General features: G+C 37.1%; 20 protein-coding genes. 9 read left to right on the top strand and 11 right to left on the bottom strand.

The features are described from left to right. Positions 1-119 precede the first annotated feature (119 nt). Positions 120-884, bottom strand: coding sequence for a hypothetical protein (locus BUA72_RS13455; protein ID WP_072923362.1), 765 nt, complete (start codon positions 882-884; stop codon positions 120-122). Between the two features lie 143 nt (positions 885-1027). Here BUA72_RS13455 and BUA72_RS13460 point away from each other — a divergent pair, with 143 nt between their 5' ends. Then, entirely contained in the window at positions 1028-1606 is a 579-nt protein-coding gene (locus BUA72_RS13460; RefSeq protein ID WP_072923363.1) for a Crp/Fnr family transcriptional regulator, read from the top strand. Positions 1607-1621: 15 nt separating this feature from the next. Here the strand turns inward: BUA72_RS13460 and BUA72_RS13465 are convergent, their stop codons facing one another. Then, a complete protein-coding gene (locus BUA72_RS13465; RefSeq protein ID WP_072923364.1) occupies positions 1622-2281 on the bottom strand; it encodes a metal-dependent hydrolase in 660 nt (219 codons plus the stop codon). Positions 2282-2462: 181 nt separating this feature from the next. Then, positions 2463-3167 (bottom strand): type 1 glutamine amidotransferase domain-containing protein, encoded by a 705-nt coding sequence (locus BUA72_RS13470; RefSeq protein WP_047454209.1) that lies wholly within the window; start codon positions 3165-3167, stop codon positions 2463-2465. Positions 3168-3862: 695 nt separating this feature from the next. On the opposite strand from BUA72_RS13470, the gene BUA72_RS13475 reads away from it, so the two are divergent. Together BUA72_RS13475 and BUA72_RS13480 are read left to right on the top strand one after the other, a co-directional pair. After that, complete coding sequence (locus BUA72_RS13475; protein ID WP_047454066.1) at positions 3863-5590, top strand: sensor histidine kinase; 1728 nt, start codon at positions 3863-3865, stop codon at positions 5588-5590. Continuing rightward, the gene (locus BUA72_RS13480; protein WP_175548905.1) at positions 5574-6227 is read left to right on the top strand and encodes a response regulator transcription factor; all 654 of its coding nucleotides are present in this window, start codon (positions 5574-5576) and stop codon (positions 6225-6227) included. The genes BUA72_RS13475 and BUA72_RS13480 overlap by 17 nt, the downstream gene beginning before the upstream one ends. A gap of 615 nt (positions 6228-6842) precedes the next feature. On the opposite strand, the gene BUA72_RS13485 is transcribed toward BUA72_RS13480, so the two are convergent. The 3 genes from BUA72_RS13485 to BUA72_RS13495 form a co-directional block, all read right to left on the bottom strand. After that, positions 6843-7703: a penicillin-binding transpeptidase domain-containing protein gene (locus BUA72_RS13485; protein ID WP_072923365.1), complete on the bottom strand. Its 861-nt coding sequence runs from the start codon at positions 7701-7703 to the stop codon at positions 6843-6845. Between the two features lie 272 nt (positions 7704-7975). Further along, on the bottom strand, positions 7976-9292 hold the full coding sequence (locus BUA72_RS13490; protein ID WP_072923366.1) for a sensor histidine kinase: 1317 nt from the start codon (positions 9290-9292) through the stop codon (positions 7976-7978). A 22-nt stretch (positions 9293-9314) separates the two neighbouring features. Beyond that, on the bottom strand, positions 9315-10658 hold the full coding sequence (locus tag BUA72_RS13495; protein ID WP_072923367.1) for a sigma-54-dependent transcriptional regulator: 1344 nt from the start codon (positions 10656-10658) through the stop codon (positions 9315-9317). 206 nt (positions 10659-10864) lie between these two features. On the opposite strand from BUA72_RS13495, the gene BUA72_RS13500 reads away from it, so the two are divergent. The 4 genes from BUA72_RS13500 to BUA72_RS13515 all read left to right on the top strand — a co-directional run bounded on the left by BUA72_RS13500 (position 10865) and on the right by BUA72_RS13515 (position 16826). Next, positions 10865-12106, top strand: a complete 1242-nt coding sequence (locus BUA72_RS13500) for an efflux RND transporter periplasmic adaptor subunit (protein ID WP_072923368.1) — start codon at positions 10865-10867, stop codon at positions 12104-12106. A gap of 34 nt (positions 12107-12140) precedes the next feature. Continuing rightward, complete coding sequence (locus tag BUA72_RS13505; RefSeq protein WP_034727465.1) at positions 12141-12863, top strand: ABC transporter ATP-binding protein; 723 nt, start codon at positions 12141-12143, stop codon at positions 12861-12863. 132 nt (positions 12864-12995) lie between these two features. Continuing rightward, positions 12996-15410 carry an ABC transporter permease gene (locus BUA72_RS13510; protein ID WP_072923369.1) on the top strand — a complete coding sequence of 805 codons (2415 nt, stop codon included), beginning with the start codon at positions 12996-12998 and terminating at the stop codon, positions 15408-15410. Between the two features lie 120 nt (positions 15411-15530). After that, positions 15531-16826, top strand: a complete 1296-nt coding sequence (locus BUA72_RS13515; RefSeq protein ID WP_072923370.1) for a TolC family protein — start codon at positions 15531-15533, stop codon at positions 16824-16826. 164 nt (positions 16827-16990) lie between these two features. On the opposite strand, the gene BUA72_RS13520 is transcribed toward BUA72_RS13515, so the two are convergent. From BUA72_RS13520 to budA, 4 genes are all read right to left on the bottom strand, one after another. Continuing rightward, positions 16991-17236: a hypothetical protein gene (locus BUA72_RS13520; RefSeq protein ID WP_047454081.1), complete on the bottom strand. Its 246-nt coding sequence runs from the start codon at positions 17234-17236 to the stop codon at positions 16991-16993. A 148-nt stretch (positions 17237-17384) separates the two neighbouring features. After that, on the bottom strand, positions 17385-17693 hold the full coding sequence (locus tag BUA72_RS13525) for a putative quinol monooxygenase (protein ID WP_072923371.1): 309 nt from the start codon (positions 17691-17693) through the stop codon (positions 17385-17387). A gap of 139 nt (positions 17694-17832) precedes the next feature. Then, positions 17833-19236 carry an L-dopachrome tautomerase-related protein gene (locus BUA72_RS13530; protein ID WP_072923372.1) on the bottom strand — a complete coding sequence of 468 codons (1404 nt, stop codon included), beginning with the start codon at positions 19234-19236 and terminating at the stop codon, positions 17833-17835. Positions 19237-19262: 26 nt separating this feature from the next. After that, a complete protein-coding gene (budA, locus tag BUA72_RS13535; protein WP_072923373.1) occupies positions 19263-20033 on the bottom strand; it encodes an acetolactate decarboxylase in 771 nt (256 codons plus the stop codon). A gap of 112 nt (positions 20034-20145) precedes the next feature. Here budA and BUA72_RS13540 point away from each other — a divergent pair, with 112 nt between their 5' ends. Together BUA72_RS13540 and BUA72_RS13545 are read left to right on the top strand one after the other, a co-directional pair. Continuing rightward, complete coding sequence (locus BUA72_RS13540) at positions 20146-20997, top strand: AraC family transcriptional regulator (protein ID WP_072923374.1); 852 nt, start codon at positions 20146-20148, stop codon at positions 20995-20997. A 172-nt stretch (positions 20998-21169) separates the two neighbouring features. After that, positions 21170-21673, top strand: coding sequence for a thermonuclease family protein (locus tag BUA72_RS13545; RefSeq protein WP_047454090.1), 504 nt, complete (start codon positions 21170-21172; stop codon positions 21671-21673). A gap of 272 nt (positions 21674-21945) precedes the next feature. On the opposite strand, the gene BUA72_RS13550 is transcribed toward BUA72_RS13545, so the two are convergent. Beyond that, positions 21946-22362, bottom strand: a complete 417-nt coding sequence (locus BUA72_RS13550; RefSeq protein WP_034727493.1) for a hypothetical protein — start codon at positions 22360-22362, stop codon at positions 21946-21948. Between the last annotated feature and the right edge of the window lie 46 nt (positions 22363-22408).

Below are 22408 nucleotides of genomic sequence, written 5' to 3' on the forward strand. Positions count from 1 at the left end.
CCTGCAGATCATTATTTCAGATGAATACTTTTCCTATAAAGTTCATCTTAATATTAAAAAAAATAGCCTGCTGGTAATGAGCTGGCTATTTTTATATGCTGTTAATTTCTCAAATGCCGTTATTTAGCAGGAATAAAATCCGGCAGATATGCTTTCTCATTCCTCATCGTCTGAACATAATCTTTGGAATATATTTTTAAACGGATATCTGTAACATCTACCATTTTTGAATTCTTATTTCCTGACTGATCGTAGGAGAGAATTTCTTCTTTCTTTTCATCTGTTGCGGACAGCACGTAATAGAAATTTTTATCTTCCCAGCAGCTTACTTTCTCCGATGACTGATCTTCAATATTCACGCGGGTACAATTTTTTTTCAGGAAACTCAGGATATTGGTAACATCATTTTTATTTTTTGAGGTTTTGGTAGCCAGTAAATAAACGAATTCCCCTTTGTTGTTCTCTGTCATGCCCAATGAAGGAAATGCCACTTTATTTAAGATAGCCAGCGTATCTTTTTCCTCATCGTAAGCAACTGTGCTGTATGCATAACCAAAGTATTTGACAGGTTTTTCTTTCCTCGACATCCAGTCGTTGGTAGATTCCACATAAAATTCAGAGGGTAATCTTCCGTTTGATTTGTAAAAAGCCAGCGTATCTTTGGCGAACATCGCAGTCTCCAGAGCTTTTTTTGCTGCTTTTTTATCCATCTTTTTAACGTCAGAAGATAAAAGTTCATCTGTTTTTTTCAGCTTGGGTTCATAAAACCGGGCAACTTTGAAGCTTTTGTCCAGCTTATCTATCAACACAACTTTAGAATCCTGAGACTGACAGGCGTAAAAAAGATTCAGAAGAATCACCGTGGAAATTATTTTTTTTATCATACCATCCAAATATAAAGAATAAAGTGGTTTGAATGGTCATTTAAAATTGAATGGATGAAGCTGAAAAATAGATATCATCAGGAAATGGTACTGAAAAACTATTCTGTATATTTGAATCCTCGTACCTATTACAAATATATTTCGTGCAAAATTTTAACAAATTAATACAGGAGCATTTTGGACAGCTGACCGATCAGGAACTGGAAATGCTGTATTCTTACTTTACTGAAGAAAAGCTTCAGAAAAATGATATTTTCACAGAATCAGATAAAGTCTGCAACAAATTAAGCATTGTCCAGTCCGGTATTCTCAGGGTTTATACCTTGTCAGATGGAAAGGAGATTACACAATGGATTTCTACAGAAAATTACCTGATAACAGAAGTGATGGGTTTCTTTTTTGATCAGCCCAACCGCTGGACCATACAGGCTTTGACCGAGACTCAACTATTAACCATCACCAAAGAAAACTATCGCAAACTTTGCAAAGAATTCCCTAAATGGATTGAGATTGAAAAAAGATTCATCGTCAAATGTTTTACCATGATGGAAGAGCGGGTGTTCTCTCACTTATCCATGAATGCCGAAGAAAGATATTACACCTATTTTCAGCATAACAAAGCATTGTTTAATCAGGTTCCTTTGCAATACATAGCTTCCGTTCTCGGCATGACCGCTGAAACATTCAGCAGAATAAGAAAACGCCAGATCGAAAATTCATAATGTAAAAACTGTTGATTACCCTTTTACTTCCCTGTTTTTATCTACCCAATACGAGAGTGAAATAATAAGTACAGAAGCGATAACCGAAGATACGAATAAGGTCATTATTGAATTGGATGGAGTAGGCCCAAATGCATTTCCGAAATTAACGGCTAAAAGCAGAACAACCAATACCCAAAGTCCCCATTTTCCGATTTTATTTTTGGCTTTTGTACAAGTGATATAAATAGCCGTACCTATCAGAAACAGAGTGGTTTCAATTACCAGAGTGGCAGCTAAATGATTCCAGAGGCCAAGTCCTACTTTATAATCACTGAAGGGAGTCAATGGTAAGTCCGCCACATGCACAATCACATCCAGAAACCAGTGGCTGAATACGCAAAGCCCAACAATTACTGATCCTCGCTTATCCCGCTTAATAAACCAATAGATAAGCCCTACCACGATTCCCCAAACCAGATTCATCAGTAAACTGTGGGTGTAAGGGTAAAAAAGAAATTCAAAAGCATTGGTTTCCGTATAACCCGGCACAATAGCCACTTTTTCGATATTGAAAATAAGCAGGAACGGCCAAAGAAGGTCAACAAATTGGGTTGCGATAAAAAGAGTTCCTAATGAAACCTTTGGAGCCAGTTTTTTAGCAGCGAATGAAAGTCCGAAGTGTCCTATAAACATAACAGTTGTATTGATTAATTTTTTGATAAAAGTAGAGGAATGCAGGAGAGCTTCTCTTGATAAAAATCAAGAATTTATAAAACTTATCTGTGCTCATTCTGGCTTTGTAGAATATAAAAATCCGCGGCCTGCATGGAACATGCAGGCCGCGGACCGTCTAAACTTCATTATTGTAAAACCCTTATGAGTTTTGGCTGTTCAGTAAATCAAGTAATTTTTGAGCTACAGCGATGGATGATCCCGGATTCTGTCCGGTAAGTAAATGGCCGTCCTTAACCACATAGCTTTGCCAGTCTTCTGTTTTGCTGTAAATTCCACCCAGTTTTTTAAGCTCATCTTCTACAAGATAAGGAACGATGTCTGTCAGTTGTACGGCATCTTCCTCGCTGTTGGCAAATCCTGTTACCTGTTTCCCTTGTACCAATGGAGTACCATCTTCATTTTTCACGAATCTTAATACACCTGGAGCATGACAAACCGCTGCTACAGGCTTACCTTTTCTGTAAAATGCTTCAATCAGAGCAATTGAATTTTCATCATTGGTCAGATCCCAAAGCGGTCCATGACCTCCCGGATAAAAAACAGCATCATAATCTTCCTCTTTCACCCCGCTAAGTTTCAGGGTATGAGATAATCTTTCCTGTAACGCTTCATCTGCATCGAAACGTCTGGTTTCATCTGTCTGGAAATCAGGAAGCTCACTTTTAGGATCTAGAGGTGGTCTGCCGCCCAAAGGGGAAGCAAGGGTAACCTGTACACCCGCATCCGTGAGTGAATAATAAGGAGCGGCAAATTCTTCTGACCAAAACCCTGTTTTAAGTCCGGTATTACCCAGTTGATCGTGCGACGTAAGGACAAAAAGTACCTTGAAATCTGTTGTTTTCATTATATTGAATTTAAAAATTATCTTATTGTATTTTGTAAAGACAAAACTTGTCTGAAACATTCATTAAAGGAACGGCTGCTTTAAAATTAACCATGATCATGCCAGTATGAAAAACAAACTTTAAAGCAGATGACGTGGATAGAATGATAAGACTCCATTTCTTTGTCTTTAAATAACAGTACGAATTTGGAGTAAATAAAGAAGATTTTAGTGTGATCTATGTCACTTTAAGAAAAAGACTGTTGTTTATGTGACGCAGATCACTTGGCCATGAATGAATGACCTGATTTTTCTTAAAAAAATAGATTTATTGATGGGTAAGAAATAATATTTTTATCCATAAAAGTTCAGAAAATCCTTTTTTTTAGATTCTTTAAAATCGTTTATCCATAGTGCTTTGAAACCTTTATGTTTTTTTTTATATCATAATACAATTATCGTTTTTACTTTCATCGTGACCTGCCATTTTCGTTGCCTTTTAGGATTGAACTGGATGTCGTGTTTTGATGCATGACATAATTAATTTCTGGGTTTATATCACATATTTGCTGTAAAAAAAAGACAAAAATTACTTTAACTTTGCTGGTTGAAAGATATATACGTATTACTGGATTTTTTAGCGTAAATTATATCGTTTAAAACTAATGCCTAACAGACTTAAGTAATCAGAAAATTAATTTAGCTGATAAATAGATATGAAAAATAAATTCTTAAATTTTAAATTGAGGAAGATTGTTCATTACTCACTGATCATATGTATTTTATTGATACAGGTCATTATAGCCATATTTTTTTATAACGAATTTGTTAATGAAAAGAAACTGAAGTTCATTAAAGATCAGCTGGAAGAAAGCAGAGCTTTAGGTGGGCTTACCGATGATTCCAGAAAGGATTTCATGGATGCCCAAAACCATTTGCAGAACTATATGGTCAGTCAGGATGATAAAGACCTTAAATTATACTTTGAATCCCTTAAAAAACTTAAGACCAATTTTGATAAAATAGGGGATTACGAAAGCATACGTCCAAAACTAAAAAAGAATGTGGCACTGCAGAAAAAAGATACGCTGGAAGTTAAAAGACTGAAGGTGCTGATAGACTCCGCCTACGAATCATCCCTCAATCCACCGGCAAAAGTGGAGGAGAAGCCTTATGAGCTGAAAAAGTATAAAAACGACTTCGAAGATCTGAAGATAGAGACCCATACCTATTCTGACACCATTAAAAAGAAAGGTTTTATGGGCCGTCTGAAAGATGCGATATCGGGGAAAGTAGATGTCCGGAAGGAAAGTACGGTGATCACGATGACCAATAAAAAAACGGTAGATCTTTCCAACGTAAAATCCGAAATGGATAATGCCATCAAATCTATGGATAAGCATTATGCGGATGAGGTAAGAAAGGTTCAGCAGTCTGCAGTCAAAAGTCAACGTGATAATGCCCATTTTTACAGTAATTTCAGTAAACTCTTAGTCTACAGTAACGGCTTGATTAATGTTTATGAAAAAGCGATAAAAGACTTTAAATCAGAACTTGAAAAAGAATACAACCAGCAGAGTTCGGATAATAACAGAATCAGAAAGTATCTTGTATTGGGATTAATGGTCCTGATGTTTATCGTATCGATTCTGATTATGTATTTCACCAGAATGGCTTTCATCTACGAATTGAGGCTTAATGCTGCAAACAAAGAAATTCAAAAGAGCCTTACCTTTAAAAACAGAATTCTGGGAATGCTCAGCCATGAGCTGATGTCTCCGTTGAAAATTATTAATATTTTTATTGATAAGATCAACAGAACGACGAAAGATGAGACAACGAAAGATTATTTAAAATCAATAAAATTTACCAACAGTACGTTATTGATCCAGTCGAATCAGATCCTGGAGTACACAAAAAATCAGGAGGCTCAAAAACAGCTGAATAAAACCGTCTTTAATCTTAAAGATGAAATTAATTCTATTACAACGGCCATTACACCTTACATCGAAACAAGGAATAATAAATTTCTGGTCACCGACCGAATCCCTGAAAATGTTGTGGTAAGCTCGGACAATATTAAAATGAACCAGATCTTTATGAACATTCTGGGCAATGCCAATAAGTTCACAGAAAACGGACAGATTGATCTTTCCATGGCTACTGAAATGAAAGGTGCGAATATCATTACGCTGACAACAACTGTCGCGGATACAGGCGTAGGAATATCAGAATCTGATCTCGAGAAAATTTTTGAACCGTACTATCAGGGGATGATATCAGATGAAATTAATAATTTTGGAGCTGGTCTTGGGCTGAGTTTATGTAAAGAAATTATCGAACTTTTCGACGGAGAGATCGCGGTTTCAAGTAAATTGCATAAAGGAACAAAAGTAACATTCAGTATCAATTTAAATATGAATAATAATGGGGGAGCCAATTGAAGATAAAGAGATTGTATTTCTTTTAGCGGATGATCACAGCATTGTACGCCAGGGGATGGCAATTCTTATAGATGAAATCGTTCCGAATGCTAAGATTTACCAAACCTCGTCTCTACTGCAGATCGTAGAACTGATAGAATCAAAAGGAGTAGAAATAGCCGTCATTGATGCCCATTTTCCGGATGGAAACAGTCTGCACATCCTGTCACAGATGAAAGCGGCGAATCCCAATATTAAAATACTGGTGTTTACAGGCCTTGAAGAAGATCTGCACGTGCTTAAATTTATTAAAGCCGGAGCTAATGGGTATGTCAGCAAATTAAGCGAAGAGGAAGAGATAAGACAGGCGATCTCCGACATGGTACAGAAAGGCGAGTACTTTTCTGCCCTTTCAAGGAACTTGATGGTACAGTTTGTTCATAATCCGGATTTGATCAATCCTTTGAGCCGCTTAACGAACAGAGAATTGCAGATTGCAGAAATGTATGCTGAAGGAAATGGAAATCTGGAAATTGCCAATCATTTGAATATCAAACAGAACACGGTAAGCACGATCAAGAAAAACATATTTGAGAAATTAAAAATAGAAAATCTTGTCGAGCTGATCGATCTTGTCAAAACTCATCATAAAATCTAGGATTTCTACCATCAGTTCTTCATTTTCACACGATTCAGACCATTGTGTCGATAAACATCTATGCTCTTATCGATATATATCGATGCCCTTTGTGATTTATTTTTTCCTGCAATGTCGTTACTTTGTATCAACAAAAACAACAAATGAAAAAACGCATAAAATTAGAATCTGAAAAGAATTTTTAATGTTATGCGGATGAACAAGGGTAATTGTAGGTGTAAAGTTATAAAACTATAATTGCTTAAACGCTAAGTGATGAATTAATATAAGTGTATGCATGACCTTTAGCTGAATTTCTCGAAAGCCACTATTAAAAAAACACAAATTACGATAGAGAAGTTTTGGTATTTGAAGGTCGTTTAACACAGAAAAAGAGGAGCTGTCCATAGGGATGAGCTCCTTTTTTTATATCTTCAAATTCAACAGCTTTATTTTTGCTCTCGCAGATTACAGAGATAAAGCAGATTGATACATAAAAAAATCTGCATCATCTGATAAATCTGCGTGAAACTTTAAAAGGATGTTCATCCATTCTCTTCATCAGAATCAATTCATTTGATCTCTCCCTTTGTTTCATTTCTTTTGCATTAAAAACAAACCTGGACATTCATAAAATCATTTGACAATCCCCAGATTTTTAAATACAGACTTCGTAATGTCTTTTCTGCAACTCCCAAAATTAGAACTGTTGAATTTTCTATCCTGCAATAGCCGTGTCGCAAAGAAATAAGCACCATTTTGGTTTTCTATAAATCCTACCCACCAGCCTGTATTCATCCCGCGATCCCTTGTCCATCCGGTTTTTGAACGGATGATATAGTCAGAATTCTTTTCCGTCAACATCACATTTTTTACAATATCCAGATTGCGTTTGGAAAAGGGTAAATGATCATTGTATAGATTTTTCAGAAATTCCACCTGATTGATGGGAGAGATCGCAAATTGCCCAAAGTTCCAGAAATCCTCATCCGTGTGTGACAGATCAAGATTTCCATATTGGCTTTTAGATAAAAATTTCATGTAATTGTCTTTTCCTATTTTCTTCGTTAATTCTACGAAAACCCAGCCCGCCGAAACTTCAAAAGCTTCTTTTACAGACATATCGTGATAAATATCCGGTCTGTAGCCGTATTTTAGGGTATCTGTTTTGCCCGGCCATTGTACAATATCGTTTTCACTGGTGATGGTTTGGGTTTCCAGTGCAATAAGCATATTAATGATTTTAAATGTAGATGCCGGAAGCGTTTCTTTTTTATTGTCTACCGTATCAGACAAGATCCACTGATGTTGATGATTGTCATAGATAGCAATCGAACCGTTGGCAGTACAGTCTTCAAAATATTTTTTAAAATCCGGTCGTAAAACAATAGGGTCGGTAAATAAAGACTTTTGATCATTATTTTTTACGTGACTTGAAGCGCAGGAAATAAGGGAAATGATTGAGACTATTCCAAAAACTATATTTTTTAAAAGCATTTTGTAATTCAATGTTCTGGTGTATCGGGCTAAATTACATTTTTTAAGCTGTATATCTTAAAGCCAAGCTGAGCTTAATGATTTAAGCTATTCATTAATTGTTTATTCCAGTTACAAAGTCGCAAAAGTTTAAAAAAAATCAGAAGTTATTAGATTAACCAATAGAAAATATCCACAAACATCCGTGAAAATCCGTGTCATCCGTGGCTAATGAAAAACCACGATCATCCGGCTAATCCTCGTGAAAATTTAAACAAAATCCGCAATTTTTTCTATTGCAGAAACCACATCTCAAAAGAGCTTCCTTCTTCCTGTGCATGATAGATAAGATAACCACGATGTGCTTCCATAATACTTTTGGAAAGAGTTAAGCCAATTCCGGAGCCGCCGTTTCTTGTCGTGAAAAACGGAAGGAATATTTTGTTTTTAATCTCATCGGTAATGCCGGAACCATTGTCTGTTAACGTTAAAATAACCCTGTTGTTTTGAGATTTTATGGATGTTGTAATGATTTTTTCTTCCTTTTCTGAGACTGCAAATATAGCGTTGAGATAAAGGTTGATAATGCTTCGTTCAATCATTTTTACATCTGCGGAAACAAAGTGTTCTTCCAGATCTAAGATCACTTGTATATGGTTCTTTTCAAATTCGTGTTTTAAGAAATCGACCGCAGATTCTGTAATTGTTTTCAGCGATACATTTTTAAGGAGAGGTTTGGGAAGTTCCGCCACCTGACGGTAATTGTCAACGAAATTGAGCAGCTGTTTTGATTTCGAAGTGATGATCATCAGACTTTCTCTCATTTCTTCCTGATCTTCCTTATTGACTGTCTCTTGATTACTGATGTATTCCAGATTTTGGATAAGACTGTTGACGGGAGTTAATGTATTTAAAAGTTCATGGGAAATCACTTTCATCAGGTTGTTCCAGGCCAGTTTTTCTTTCTGTTCAATAATTTTCTGAACAGATTCCAGAGTAATGATGAAAAAGCTGTGCTGAACATTTTTCACCTGTTTCGTTCTCATAGAAAAAGACTGTTTCGCATTCTGGCGGATAGAAATATCAAGAAATTCCTGCCAGCTTTCATAATTCGTCTCCTCAATGATTCTGTAAAATTCAGGAATTTTAGCGGCATACAGCTTCCATGAATTGTATTTTGGAATTTCAAGTATATTCAGGAAAGTAGGGTTTACATAGAATACTTTCCATTCCTTATCGGTTTCAGATAAAATCATCAGACCGGTGTCTATTTGGTCTAAAATACTTTCATACAGAAGTTTGTAGGAAGACAAAGAAAGGTGTTCATTTTTACTTTGGTAGTATAACTGTACACTGCTGCTCATTAGCTCAGAAGCATCTTCCTTTGGAAATAATGAAAAATCTTTTTTGATGATGGATTGAATAATTTTCTCTGTTTTTGCAATTTGAGATAAAAATGAAAAATTAGCTAAAATGATTAGAATCAGAACCAGGGCAGCAAAGAGTAGCACATTGATCCATTTTTCCAACTGGAAGAAATGATAGCCCAATATTCCGCAGACGATGGCCAATGAAATGTAAATCAGCCAGATGTAATTATTTTTACGCATTGAAATGTATCTATAGATTCAATTATAATCCGAACTTTTCCATCCTTCTGTACAAAGCCGCTCTTGAGAGTCCCAGATCTTCTGCTGCCAAAGATATGTTGCCCTGATGTTTTTTTAGTGCTTTTTTGATGAGTATTTCTTCCATGTCTTCAATATTCAGGTTAGTGATGGTACTTTCCTGTTCTTCCAGTTGAGGCATCAGCAGCTGAAGACTTTTGTCATTGGATAAAATCACACTTCGTTCTATGCAGTGGTCCAGTTCACGGATATTTCCGGGCCAAGGATAGTTTTTTAGTTGAGATAATAAGTTTTCAGATAATTCTAAATTCGGCTTATGGTATTTCTGTTTATAGCGGTCTAAGAAATAGGTGGCCAGAAGATGGATATCTTCCTGTCTTTCTCTCAAAGCGGGAATATTGATTTCCACCGTATTGATTCTGTAATATAAATCCTGACGGAAACGGTTCTCTGCGACTGCTTTTTTCAGATTTTCATTGGTTGCAAAAATAAAACGTACATCCAGCATTCTTTCCTTCGTTTCACCAATTCTGGAAAGTTTTCTGTTTTGAATCAAACTGAGCAGTTTGGTCTGGAGCTGAAGAGGAAGGTTGCCGATTTCGTCCAGAAAAACAGTTCCATTCTGGGTGTTTTCTATTTTTCCTGCATAATCCTGATGAGCATCTGTAAAGGCTCCTTTTTTATATCCGAATAGCTCAGCTTCAAAAAGATTCTCAGAAATACTTCCCAAATCGATATGCACAAAAGGCTCATTCTTTCTGTCCGACTGTTCATGAATAGATTCCGCCAAAACATATTTTCCCGTTCCGTTTTCCCCAAGAAGAAGGATGTTGGCGTCAGTAGGAGAAACTTTTTTTATCTGCTCAAGAATTTCCTGCATTTTAGGAGAATGGCTGTCCAGCTGATACTGATTGCTTTTTTGATTGATATTTTCCCACTGGCTCAGCTTTTTATTTTTTCGTGAAAGATCTACCGCAAGATTCACAGAAGCATACAGTTTTTCGTTATTCCATGGTTTGAGGATAAAATCGGATGCTCCCTTTTTTAAACCTTCGATCGCCAATTCCACTTCGCCGTAAGCCGTCATAAGAATGACAGGAAGCTGGGGTTCAAGAGTTTTGATCTCATTCATCCAATACAGGCCATCCTGACCACTTTCAAATCCTTTCCGGAAATTCATATCCAGAACAACCGCATCGATCTGATGTTCAATGATAAATTTCAAAACTTTTGTGGGTTGGCTGAGACAGCTTACTTCCGAGAAAAATTTCTTGAGCCAGACTCTTGCAGAAAATAAAATATCTTCATCATCATCTACAATCAATATGTGGGCTTCTTTTTTACGCATACTATTTAAAAAATTAATTAAAACAGAGAACTCGTTACACAAATGTAAAGCTTAAGTGTTCATTTTCGCACAAAAAGTGTCCGATAATGAACAGTTTTAACCAATGGGTTAAAAGCTTTATTTCAGATTGTCAATCACTTACAGATTTATAATTTACTGGCATTTGGATTGTGTAATTAATTGTAAGCAAACGAGTTATCTTAATTATGGATACGAAAATAGTAAAAAAGAAATCTACATTGAAAATTGTTTTAATCGGATTGATGATTATAGTGGCAGGATCACTGTTCAGTCTGTATTTCATGAAACAGAAAAAGACGTATAATATTTCAGCGGAAGACATTCAGATAGAAGAGGTCACCCGTGGAAAATTTGAAGACATGCTGATGCTCACCGCACAGACACAATCTTTAAACTCATCCTTGGTGAATGTTCTGGAAGGTGGCGCCATAAAGGAAAAATTTGCGGAAGACGGGCAGATCCTCACAAAAGGACAACCCATTGCAAGAGTCTACAATCCGAATACAGAATTTAATTATCTGAATCAGGAAACGGGAATCATGCAGCAGATCAGCCAGATGAGAAGTACACTTCTTGAACTTAAAAATCAGGAATTTGTACAGGACAAAGAACTCTTGCAGTCCCAGAATGATTATAATACGGCTTTACAGTCGTTTAATCTGCAAAAACGTCTTTATGATGCTGAGATCGGGAAAAAGACGGATTATGATATCAGTCTGCAGAATCTGAATTACCAGAAACAAAGAAAATCAATCGTAGAAAAGGGAGCTTTTAACGAAAAAAAATCCAGAAGCTCACAAATGTCTGCCATTAATTCTTCTATCAGTCAAATGGAGAAAAGCCGTCAGATCCTGCATTCCAACAAAAACAATTTCCTGATCATGGCTCCGGTTTCGGGAAGGCTGTCATCATTTAATGTTTCAATAGGCGAAAACCTGACAACGGGCCAGAGTATTGGTAAAATAGATTTGATGGACGGCTATAAATTGGTAGCTAAAGTAGATGAATATTACATCAATAAACTTCAGAACGGCATCAAAGGAAGTCTGGATAACGACGGTAAATCATACGAAGTGATCATCACTAAAATTTTACCGGAAGTAAAAGACGGACAGTTTTCCGTAGAACTTAACTTTACTGATGTAAAACCGCAAAACCTGAAAATAGGGATGACCTTTGGCGTAAAACTCAAACTATCTGCTGATACCCAGAGTGTCATGGTTCCAAAAGGTAATTTTTATAAAGATACCAGCGGAAAATGGATCTTCGTGGTCAAAGGAAATAAAGCGGAAAAAAGAAACGTTGTTTTAGGTCGCGAAAATCCTTTATTTTACGAAGTAGTTTCAGGACTGAAAAGCGGTGAAACAGTGATTACATCTGACTATTCAGATATTAAAAAATACGAAATCCTTGAGATTAAAAAATAATAATAATAACCTTCACCTTTAAATAAAAATTAAAATGATCAACGTTCAGAATCTTTCTAAAATCTATAAAACTGAAGACGTACAGACCAATGCTTTGAATAACATCAGTCTTCATATCAAAGAAGGGGAGTTTGTAGCCATAATGGGGCCTTCAGGCTGTGGGAAATCTACATTTCTTAATATTCTGGGTCTGCTGGATGATGCTTCTACAGGATCTTACAAATTTGCAGAAGTGGAAACGGTAAAAGCAGGAGAGAAAAAGAAATCGGCTATCCGAAAGAAAAATATAGGCTTTATTTTCCAGAATTTCAATCTGATAGATGAGCTTAGTGTATATGAAAATATAGAATTACCCTTGATTTATAACGGAGTTTCCTCTTCTGAGAGAAAAAGAAGAGTAGAGGAAATTATGGAGCAAATCAATATTGGACACCGTGCCAAGCATTATCCTCAGCAGCTTTCGGGAGGTCAGCAGCAGAGGGCGGCCGTTGCAAGAGCTTTGGTGACAAAACCTCAATTGATTCTTGCAGATGAGCCTACCGGAAATCTTGACAGTTCCAACGGAAATGAGGTGATGAATCTCCTGGCAGAACTTCACAGGGAAGGTTCCACCATTGTCATGGTAACGCACTCTTCTTATGATGCAGGTTTTGCTTCCAGAATTGTGAATATGAAGGATGGTGAAATATTTAATGAAGAACATGCTTCCCAAAGAAGAGATGTTTTCGAAAAGGCGGATGCGCAGGAGCTCCAGTAACTGGAACATTCTTTAACTCATTATATTGTAAAAAACTAATAACCGTGGAACTCAGTTTCCTGGATATCAGGTGTATTTTTGACCTGAATCCTCCTGGAAATATATCTTCATTACTTACAAAATTATACGATCATGCTTAATAACTGGCTTAAAATTGCTTTCATCAATTATAAAAAGAACTGGCTGTCTACCGCAATCAATTTATTTGGACTTACGGTTGGACTTACGGGATTTATGCTGATTCTGCTGCATTGGAATGATGAAGAGTCATTCGAAAAGTGGAATCCTAAAAAGAACGAGATCTACTATTTTCAAACGTATCATAAGAAAGAGAATTCTTACGGGAATAATCTTTCGGTTCCGATGGCGAGACGTGCTAAGGATGTAATTCCGGGAGTAGAGGACTATGTTTTGTTCAATAGTGCAGGAATAGGATTTAAAATGACCACGAAAAATAAAACAGCGTATCAGCAGGATGGACTGACTGCCAGTGAACATTTTTTTAATTTCTTCCCGTTTAAACTGGTTTCCGGAAGCTATAAAAATGCATTGAAAGGAGATGGCGTCATAGCACTCTCGACAACTGCTGCCAAAAATCTTTTCGGAACGACGAATGTTGCAGGAGAAAGTGTCAAATTTGACAATAAAAATTACGTGGTAACAGCTGTTTACGAGCTACCGAAAGAAAACAGCCAGATCAAACCGGAGTTTGTTCTCAATCCTGTACAACAGATTAAAGATGATGAAAATAACTGGGGAAATTTCAATTTTGGGTGTTTTTTTATGCTTAAAAAAGGGACAGATCCTTCTACCTTACGACAAAAATTTATAACCGATATTTTTGAATACAGGGCAAAACTGGATAAGGATTCCGATGGATTGACTCCACAGCAGTATCTGGATCTGTATGGTCCTACGGATAGTCTGCTGACCCCTCTTGATCAGGTAAAACTTCACGCAAAAGCATCATGGTTTGGGGTACCTGATTTCAAAACCTTAATGATCCTGTTTACCCTTTCTGTTTTAATTGTTGTTTTATCAGCTATTAATTTCATCAATCTGAAAACGGCACAGGCTTCTCAGCGGGCTAAAGAGATCGGAGTAAGAAAAGCCATTGGCAGTACAAAAACCAATCTTATTGTTCAGTTTTTACTGGAAACTTTTGTTCTTTGTATCGCTTCTTATCTGCTTTCGCTGGCCTTAACAGAGCTTCTTTTACCAAGCTTCAACAAGTTTTTTGATAAGGAGATGAAGATGAACGACTGGCATGTCTACTTTTATTCCTTTGTCATGGTCATTATGGTTACATTGATTTCCGGGTTGATTCCGGCGATGTATCTGTCCAACTTCAAAGCCATAGAAACTCTGAAAGGAAATTTCGCAAGAAGCAAACACGGAATCTGGCTGAGAAACGGAATTCTGACTTTACAGCTTATTATTTCATCATTCTTCATTATTGGCGGATTGATCGTGAATCAACAGGTGAAACATATGATGAACAAAGATCTTGGCTATAGCGGAAAACAGGTACTGATCGTCAACTTCAGGGAATTTAATCCAAAGCCATGGCTGAAATACGAAAGATTAAGAACCGAAATGAGTAAGATACCGGGAGTGGATGAAGTTACTTATGGAGAAATTATTCCCGGAACCAACAGATCCAGCAGTTCAAATGTTGATTTTATGAATCAAAGTATCCAGGCTCAGCACGGATCTATGGATTACAATTACCTTCAGTTTATGAATGTAAAACTGAAAAAAGGACGTTGGCTGGATCCGAATCTCGCCTCTGATACCATCAATACCGCTTTGGTCAACGAGGCTTTTGTGAAGAAATTTGGCTGGAATGATGACGAGGCTTTAAAGAATGAAATCCGTCCGGGATTTGACAGCATAAAATACCATATTGTAGGCATCGTAAAAGATTTCAATGTCAGAAGTTTAAGATCTGAAATAGAACCTACTGTATTTTTTCACTACAGGGAAACAGACTGGAAAAAAGAATATGTTTATAATATTCAGCTGAAAATAAAACCGGATGATATTGAAGGTACGGTAAACCGGATAAAAAAATATTGGTCAGGCTCGGTAGAACCGGGGTATCCTTTTGACTACTTTTTTATCGATCAGAAATTTGCCAAAACCTTTGAAAGATACCAAAAACAGCAAACCCTTTTCACAATTCTGAATGCAATGGTTTTAATGGTGGCTTTGTTAGGATTATTTGCCTTGTCTTCATTGATGATTGAGCAGAAACTGAAAGATGTAGCGATTAAAAAGACTTTGGGAGCTTCAGACGGAATTTTAATTATGGGACTGACCAAACAATTCCTTTGGATTACATTGACAGCGGTTCTTATAAGCATTCCGATCAGTTATTATCTGATGAACGAATGGCTGAAAGACTTTGCTTACAGAATAGATATGCCGGTTTGGCCCTTCATTATCAGTCTTCTTACGCTGCTTGTTTTAACATTCGCTGTTGTGAGTATTAAAGCCTACAAAGCAACCAAAGTAAGTCTTGTGAAGTATCTTAAATATGAATGATTTTCATTCCCGTCACTTATCTTCTTTACAATAACCTGAGTTCAGAATAAGAGATTTTGTTTTTAACAATATCAGAAAGCCACAAGCCTAACCCGAACTCAATTTAAATTCATCTTGTACATGAAAAATCTAATCTTCATATTTTTTGTGGGGCTATTTCCTGCACAGCAATCGTGGAATCTTCAGCAGTGTCTGGATTATGCTGCGGCCAATCATCCGCTGGTCAAACAGGCAACGGTAAACATCAAGAAAAATGATCATCAGATTGCTGCCTCAAAAGGAATGTTATTGCCTTCTGTAGAGGCTGGTGTTGATCACAGCTATAGTTTCGGATCATCAATTAATCAGTCCAGTAATCAGAGAGAAGTGCTGAATACACAATACGACCAGCTGAAGGCTCAGGCCAATATTGAGCTTTTCAACTGGCGGAATTATGTGAATATTTCCCTTTCAAAACTCAACAAAGAAACCAGCTCCTATAAGCTTAAAAGAGCTCAGAATGAAGTGAAACTGAATGTTATTCAGACCTTTTTTATCTACCAAAACAGTAAAAGCTGGCTGGATGTCCTGGAAACGCAGATTTCAGGGATTGAAGAGCAGATTAAGCGAACTGAAAAAGAAGTAGAAATAGGAAGCCGCTCAAAAAGTGACATTTATGACATAAAAGCCAACTTAGGAACGTTGCAGGAACAATGGGTAAGTGCAAAAAATCAACGTGATCTGGCTAAAATAAATCTTCTAAACGCTTTAGCCATCCCTCAGGATTCTATTGATTTTGTGACTACTCATGAGGAGGCTTTAGCGGAAGATGATTTCAATCAGTCTGATTTTACCAAAAGGTTACTGGAAAATAATCCGGCATACCAGACTGTTCTTGCGGAGATCAAAGCTCAGGAAAAAACGGTAGATCTTGCTGGATCAGCTTATTTACCAACCCTCAACGGAAGTTATAGCTGGTCTACTTTTTATAACAAATCTTTAAATAATAATGCTTCCACAGCCAGTTTTTCCGATCAGTTTTCTCAAAATAAAAACCAATCGGTGTCTTTTGGACTTAATATTCCTATTTTTAATAGATTTCAGGTCAAAAACAATGTGGAAGTTGCCAAATTGAATGTGATCAATTCTACTTATGATAAAGAATTGATTGTGAACAACCTTACGCAAAGCATCAATTCCATAAAGGCTCAATATTTAAATGCTCAGGAAAAATACACCCTTTTAGAAGCCAATTTTGAAAATCAGAAACTGTCTTTTCAGAAATCAGAAGAAAAATACAAAGAAGGCCTTATGGATGCCTATACCTTCTTTGTTGTGAGAAACAACTGGCTTCAGGCCAATTATAACCTGATCAATAGTAAAAATGATGTCATCCAGCAGACAGAACTGTTAAAAGTGCTGAAGACCGGATTATAATGGATTGTTTTTAAGTAACTGTTTTAAACATTCAGAGATACTGCATCATCATATGAAATTCAATAGAGGCTGCCCCAATTTTGGGACAGCCTCATCTTTTGTCAGTTTGATTATTAAAGTATTATTTAATATAATGGTTTAAAAAAATCTCTGGTTTATTGCTGTTAAGGATGGATAACAACCGGAGTTCCTCCACACACCGCATCACAGATCTCATAGGGAGCAGGTCCCATTGGTAAATCTGTTTGGCTCTGATAATTTCCGAGGCAGCAGTTGTAGCAAGTTGAAAATTCAGCACCTCCCCAGTTGTCGCATGCACCAGCGGCCACGCCTCCGTTTACACTCTTTAGTTTGGATCTGTTTAAAGCTTCGAGACCCATCGCATTCAGTTTTAATTTTGTATTTTTCATGATGTATATATTAGTAACTCAAATATAATCAATAATTTAAATCGAATCTGAAGAAATGTATTGTAGGTTATTATTTTTTTCAGATTGTGAGTGTACCTAGTATTTACGGTTTTTTATAATGCTGGAGAATTCCTGTTCTGTTATGGCTTTACTCCATGTCTGAAACCGGCTTCAGTTCAATCAGTTGGATAGGCTCGCTCATCAGTTCGTCCATCTGTGCGGCAAAGTTTTTAAAATGAACGGTTTGGGTATGAAATTCAAATTCGGCAGTGTTCTTAAACGCCTCACGCATATAAAAAGTACCTGTATTATTTTTATCCTCAAAAAGAATATAGTAAAGACATCCCGGTTCGCTGCGTGTGGGGATTATCAGTTGTAACAGAGCCTCTTTTAAGGCGGTTCTTTTTCCTTCTTTAGCTGTTAAAACGGCTGTTGACAAAAATTGTTCGTCAGTCATAATGTTTAAATTTTATTATTAATTACGTTTCGAAAAATTTCAATGGTAGTGGTAATTCAATTGGATGGGGAGAAATTTCCCTCTGCCTGAGTAGTGACGGTAATTCAAAGAATTTTTGACGGGGTGGTCATCAATGTATTCAAAGTTTTACCCTGTAAATAAAATAAGGCGGCTTCCCTTGATCCTGATCACCCGAAAACGCAGTTGTACTGTCCAGCTGATTCACCGAAATGTATAGGTATCCGTCTTCAGAAACCGCTACATTATCGGGCCACTTCAATCTTCCGTCTTTAACCACTTCACTCAGTTGTCCATTAGCATTCAGTTTGCTGATGCTGTGTCCGCCAAGGTTGGTGATATAATGATTGCCGTACTGATCCGTCGCTGCACCATCACTGACAGGTTTATCTCCGAATTTCTGAATCGCATTACCAATCAATTTATCATCAGCATTGTCCCGGAAAAGTCTGGCCGGAACCTTATACCATGCAGTACCGTTCATAGATCCAAAGAAAATCGTTTCCCTGTCGTTTGAAAGAGTAATAGGATTAACACCTACACGGGATGGTTTTCCGCCAAAATCAATCACTTTTCCATCGATGATCATATCGACATCTTCAGACTGTAAAGCCTCATGTCCACTGAATCTTTTGGCTTTTTTTGTTTTCAGGTTTAAAGCAATGATGCCGGGATTGGCAATATCAGCAAGATAAGCCCAGCCGTTTTTTTCGTCGATAGCAACATCCTGTACAAAACTTCCTTTGGGAGCAATATCAGCTGGCAGTTCAATTTTTTCTACTACTTTATTTTTCTTTAAATCAAAACACCAAAGACGGGTTTTGCCCAGTTCCAGACCCATATCGATCATCCAGAGACGGTTTTGCTTATCTACAGTTACGCCCAGAGGTGTGTCAAACTTATTATGGTCAGCCGGTCCGCCGTTTTTCTGCAATTCTCTGGAAGGGAATGCAACAGGTTTTCCATTGACGATTTCTACCAGCTGGAGTTTTGGGGATGCTAAAGGATGAATAGTGGCAAAGACCCGTCCATTACGGCTTACTGCTACATTTCCAGGTCTCATCTCATCAAACTGTGCCACGACTTCAAGCGGATTTCCCTGTTGCTTAAGATAGGATGCTGTTCCGTCTGTCCAGTCTTTACGAACAGGTGTGAAAAAGTCCAGATCTTCGGTGCCGTCTTCCAGACAGAAAAATTCGTGGGTGATATTGGCGGGAATGATCAGGATACCACCTGCTTTTACGATGTGCTCCTTATTATTCATCAGAACCTTAACGCTTCCTTTTGTAATATAGGTTACCTGTTCATTCGGATGCTGGTGTGGTGGGACATGGGCACCTTTATCCATTTTCCAGAATGCAAAAGTGCTTTGCGCTCCCGAAACCCACTTTCGCTGTAAACCTTGACCTACCTGCTCCCAGGTTCCTTTATTGAAATCGGTTTGCAGAACCTTTTGCTGGGCAGAGACTAAGCTGAAAGAGAGTAGGGCTGCTACATGTATAAAAGCTGATTTTCTTGTCTTCATGAAATTGAATATTTATATTTTAAAATTTAATACTGTGCTTTTGCTTGGGACGAGGTCCAGGTTCGCTGATAACCGACATCATTAGTGTTCGGTAATATCACTTCGTAAGCGTTTTTCTCGTCAATCTGAATGGTGATTTTTGCATCGGAAAAATTTCCTTCTATCATATGCCCTCCGGCCTTTTTATCATCTGATATAAAATGGAAATGAAACGGCGATAAATCCAAGCCTCCTGCGTATCCGGGATTGTAAAAGCCTATAATAATTCCTCTGATGTTCTGCTTTTTGTACAATGGTCTTGTTTTCATAAAAGTGGCAATACCAGTTGTATCTTTTTCATCCACCTTTATCGCTCCACCCAATGTTAAACTGCTGAATGTTGCTTCAATTTTTATAGCATAAAAACGGTTGCGTGAAGGCAAAAGCTCAGGTAATTTCTTCAGAAGGTCATCAATGGTTTTAATTTGTTCAAGTGTCACCAATTTATCTTTTTTGAAAAAAGTAAACGAACCAAACGGAACCTTTCTTTTTATATCTGCCACTTCAACGGATCCATCGGTTGCAATGCGGTATATTTTGCCATCCAGCGCGATGAGTTCACCATCCAGGAAATTATAGGTTCCCAGTCCGAAATCGCCTTTTTGTTTTAATTCTTTTACAGTAATGTCTCCGGTATATACTCCGTTTCTCATGGCATCCATAGAGGAGTAGTGGTAAATTTTATCTTCAATCCCCTGTGAATGCAGTGAAACAGACAGAATAAATAACAGGGTTATACTTAATAATGTTTTTGTCATAGGTGATATTTATATTCTATGGAGCAAAATTATACTGATTTTAAGCAGATTAATGGTATATTGTTTCTATTTTTTTGTATATTTTTGCTCATGTCAATAAAATACGATTTGTATGAACCGCGATGTATTATATCAGCCTTACAGTATTCATTTTGAAACTTTAGATACCTTTCCGGAGAAGGAAAGCCGGAAGAACTTTTTCGAGCTTGTTTTTATATTGTCGGGGACAGGTAGGCACTGTATCAACAAGCACAGTTTTTCCTATTCTGACAACCATATGTTTCTCCTGACCCCTCAGGATTGCAGTCAGTTTTGGATCGACAGTACAACAAGGTTTTTCTTTCTGCAGTTCAGTAATATCTATTTAAAAGACAGCAGCATTTCAAAAGAAAATATCCAGCGGCTGGAATTTATTATGGAGAATGCCAACCACAAACCGGGCTGTATTTTGAAAAATCAAAGTGATAAAACACTCATCCGTCCGATTGTAGAAGCGCTGATCAGAGAGGCTGTGAACAGAGATGTCTACCATGGTGACATTACGGCTCAATTGGTGAATACCCTTATTGTCGTTGTAGCCCGTAATATTGCCAAATACCTGCCTCAGAAAATAGATGAAACCTCCGAATCTCGTATTATTAATATCCTTAACTATATTCAAAGCCATATTTATGAGCCGGAAATGATCCGTACGGAAAGCATCAGCAAGGCATTTGGATTTTCAGAGAACTATCTCGGGAAATATTTTAAAAAACATAGTGGCGAAACCTTGCAGTCCTACGTCAATAACTATAAAACAACTTTAATAGAACATCGCTTGAAACACAGCGACAGACGAATCACTGAAATTGCAGACGAACTAGGCTTTACGGATGAAAGCCATCTGAATAAATTCTTTAAAGCCCAGCGTGGGAAAAGTCCGAAAGCTTTCAGACTGGAATTTGTACAGCATAATGAGAGTTGATGAGTTGCTGTGACTTGTTTAAATGAAGGAAAAATATCTCTGGCGGCTGAGGTTCTCGAAGTCACCATTCACTTGCGAAGCAAAATTCACAATTGACTTTTTTAAAAGTGAAATAAATAAAAAAAAACACCTGTATCAAAGGGTTTCCGAAATAAATACATAATTTCGCATCATGAGAATTTTTCTATATGCATTGTTATGCTTTCCTCTTTCATTTTTCTCACAGACGACGGCAAAAGTAGTTGGGATTTCAGATGGAGACACGATCACAGTTTTATTGGACGGGAATGTACAGAAGAAACTTCGGCTGGCTGAAGTAGACTGTCCCGAAAACCGGCAGCCTTTTGGAAAAAATGCCAAAAAATTTACCTCCGATCAGGTTTTTGCTAAAAAGATCATGTTTACGGAAATGAAGAAAGACCGTTATGGCCGTTCGGTGGCAAAGGTTTACTATGACAACGGAAAATATCTTTCAGCGGAAATCATAAAGGCCGGATATGGCTGGTGGTATTATTCTTATTCCAAAGATGCAGATCTTGGAGTGATGCAAACTAAGGCAAAAACAAAAAAACTGGGTTTGTGGCAGGATAAAACAGCCGTTTCACCTTGGGATTTTCGTAAAGAACAGAGAGAAAAGGCAAAACAGAAGCGTCTTCAGAAGCAAGGAGTGATTTGATGATTTGATAATGTGTAGATGGAATAGTGGGGGCTTCAAAAGTACTGTGAGGAAATCCATGAGATTATGTAATAAAGCATCCGCTTAATCAAATCAATGAAATTGATTTCCTCTTTGCACTCCTCAAAATATGAAGCATTATAATTAAACTTTGCGTTAAAAAAACTCGCCTTCAATATAGAATCAAAGTTATTTTCAATTTAATTCAAAAAAGTATAAAACAAAACCGTTGCACACAATGCAACGGTTTCTTTATAATAAACATGATAAAACTAAGACTCAGCCTTTAACAATCCGAAACTGGATGTTGCAGGCTCTTTTCCGAAAAGACACGAAAAAATATTCTGAAACTCGTGGATATACCTGCATCTGATGGAATTTCCATATATTTTCAGGCCTTCCAGGATCTTTTTAGAACTTAAATCAATGTCATATTTGATAAACGCTTCCGGTCTTTCATAACGGATTCTCTGCTCTGAGCTGTAGGTCCGCAAAAAGCCAAACTTTTCAAGCCATTCTTCAGTGATCTGAATAGGCGTAATAGCATCTGCGGGAACTGAAATACTGTGAATATCATTCTCGATTTTTACAAAATAATCATGGTTTCTGCCATGAAAAATTTCAGTGATCGTATACGTTTGGTTTTTGTATTCAACTAAGTTTTTAATTTTAAGATCTGCTGCGTTCATAATATTGTGAGTTTAGAAAGGTGTGTGGTCCTTAAGTACTTGCAAA

The organism is Chryseobacterium sp. OV279, assembly GCF_900128945.1.
Classification (GTDB): domain Bacteria; phylum Bacteroidota; class Bacteroidia; order Flavobacteriales; family Weeksellaceae; genus Chryseobacterium.

Excerpts from the sequence above, each read along its gene's own strand:
- BUA72_RS13455 (WP_072923362.1), bottom strand. The coding sequence starts at position 884 with ATGATAAAAAAAATAATTTCCACGGTGATTCTTCTGAATCTTTTTTAC.
- BUA72_RS13465 (WP_072923364.1), bottom strand. The coding sequence starts at position 2,281 with ATGTTTATAGGACACTTCGGACTTTCATTCGCTGCTAAAAAACTGGCT.
- BUA72_RS13470 (WP_047454209.1), bottom strand. The coding sequence starts at position 3,167 with ATGAAAACAACAGATTTCAAGGTACTTTTTGTCCTTACGTCGCACGAT.
- BUA72_RS13475 (WP_047454066.1), top strand. The coding sequence starts at position 3,863 with ATGAAAAATAAATTCTTAAATTTTAAATTGAGGAAGATTGTTCATTAC.
- BUA72_RS13480 (WP_175548905.1), top strand. The coding sequence starts at position 5,574 with ATGGGGGAGCCAATTGAAGATAAAGAGATTGTATTTCTTTTAGCGGAT.
- BUA72_RS13485 (WP_072923365.1), bottom strand. The coding sequence starts at position 7,703 with ATGCTTTTAAAAAATATAGTTTTTGGAATAGTCTCAATCATTTCCCTT.
- BUA72_RS13490 (WP_072923366.1), bottom strand. The coding sequence starts at position 9,292 with ATGCGTAAAAATAATTACATCTGGCTGATTTACATTTCATTGGCCATC.
- BUA72_RS13495 (WP_072923367.1), bottom strand. The coding sequence starts at position 10,658 with ATGCGTAAAAAAGAAGCCCACATATTGATTGTAGATGATGATGAAGAT.
- BUA72_RS13500 (WP_072923368.1), top strand. The coding sequence starts at position 10,865 with ATGGATACGAAAATAGTAAAAAAGAAATCTACATTGAAAATTGTTTTA.
- BUA72_RS13505 (WP_034727465.1), top strand. The coding sequence starts at position 12,141 with ATGATCAACGTTCAGAATCTTTCTAAAATCTATAAAACTGAAGACGTA.
- BUA72_RS13510 (WP_072923369.1), top strand. The coding sequence starts at position 12,996 with ATGCTTAATAACTGGCTTAAAATTGCTTTCATCAATTATAAAAAGAAC.
- BUA72_RS13515 (WP_072923370.1), top strand. The coding sequence starts at position 15,531 with ATGAAAAATCTAATCTTCATATTTTTTGTGGGGCTATTTCCTGCACAG.
- BUA72_RS13520 (WP_047454081.1), bottom strand. The coding sequence starts at position 17,236 with ATGAAAAATACAAAATTAAAACTGAATGCGATGGGTCTCGAAGCTTTA.
- BUA72_RS13525 (WP_072923371.1), bottom strand. The coding sequence starts at position 17,693 with ATGACTGACGAACAATTTTTGTCAACAGCCGTTTTAACAGCTAAAGAA.
- BUA72_RS13530 (WP_072923372.1), bottom strand. The coding sequence starts at position 19,236 with ATGAAGACAAGAAAATCAGCTTTTATACATGTAGCAGCCCTACTCTCT.
- budA (WP_072923373.1), bottom strand. The coding sequence starts at position 20,033 with ATGACAAAAACATTATTAAGTATAACCCTGTTATTTATTCTGTCTGTT.
- BUA72_RS13540 (WP_072923374.1), top strand. The coding sequence starts at position 20,146 with ATGAACCGCGATGTATTATATCAGCCTTACAGTATTCATTTTGAAACT.
- BUA72_RS13545 (WP_047454090.1), top strand. The coding sequence starts at position 21,170 with ATGAGAATTTTTCTATATGCATTGTTATGCTTTCCTCTTTCATTTTTC.
- BUA72_RS13550 (WP_034727493.1), bottom strand. The coding sequence starts at position 22,362 with ATGAACGCAGCAGATCTTAAAATTAAAAACTTAGTTGAATACAAAAAC.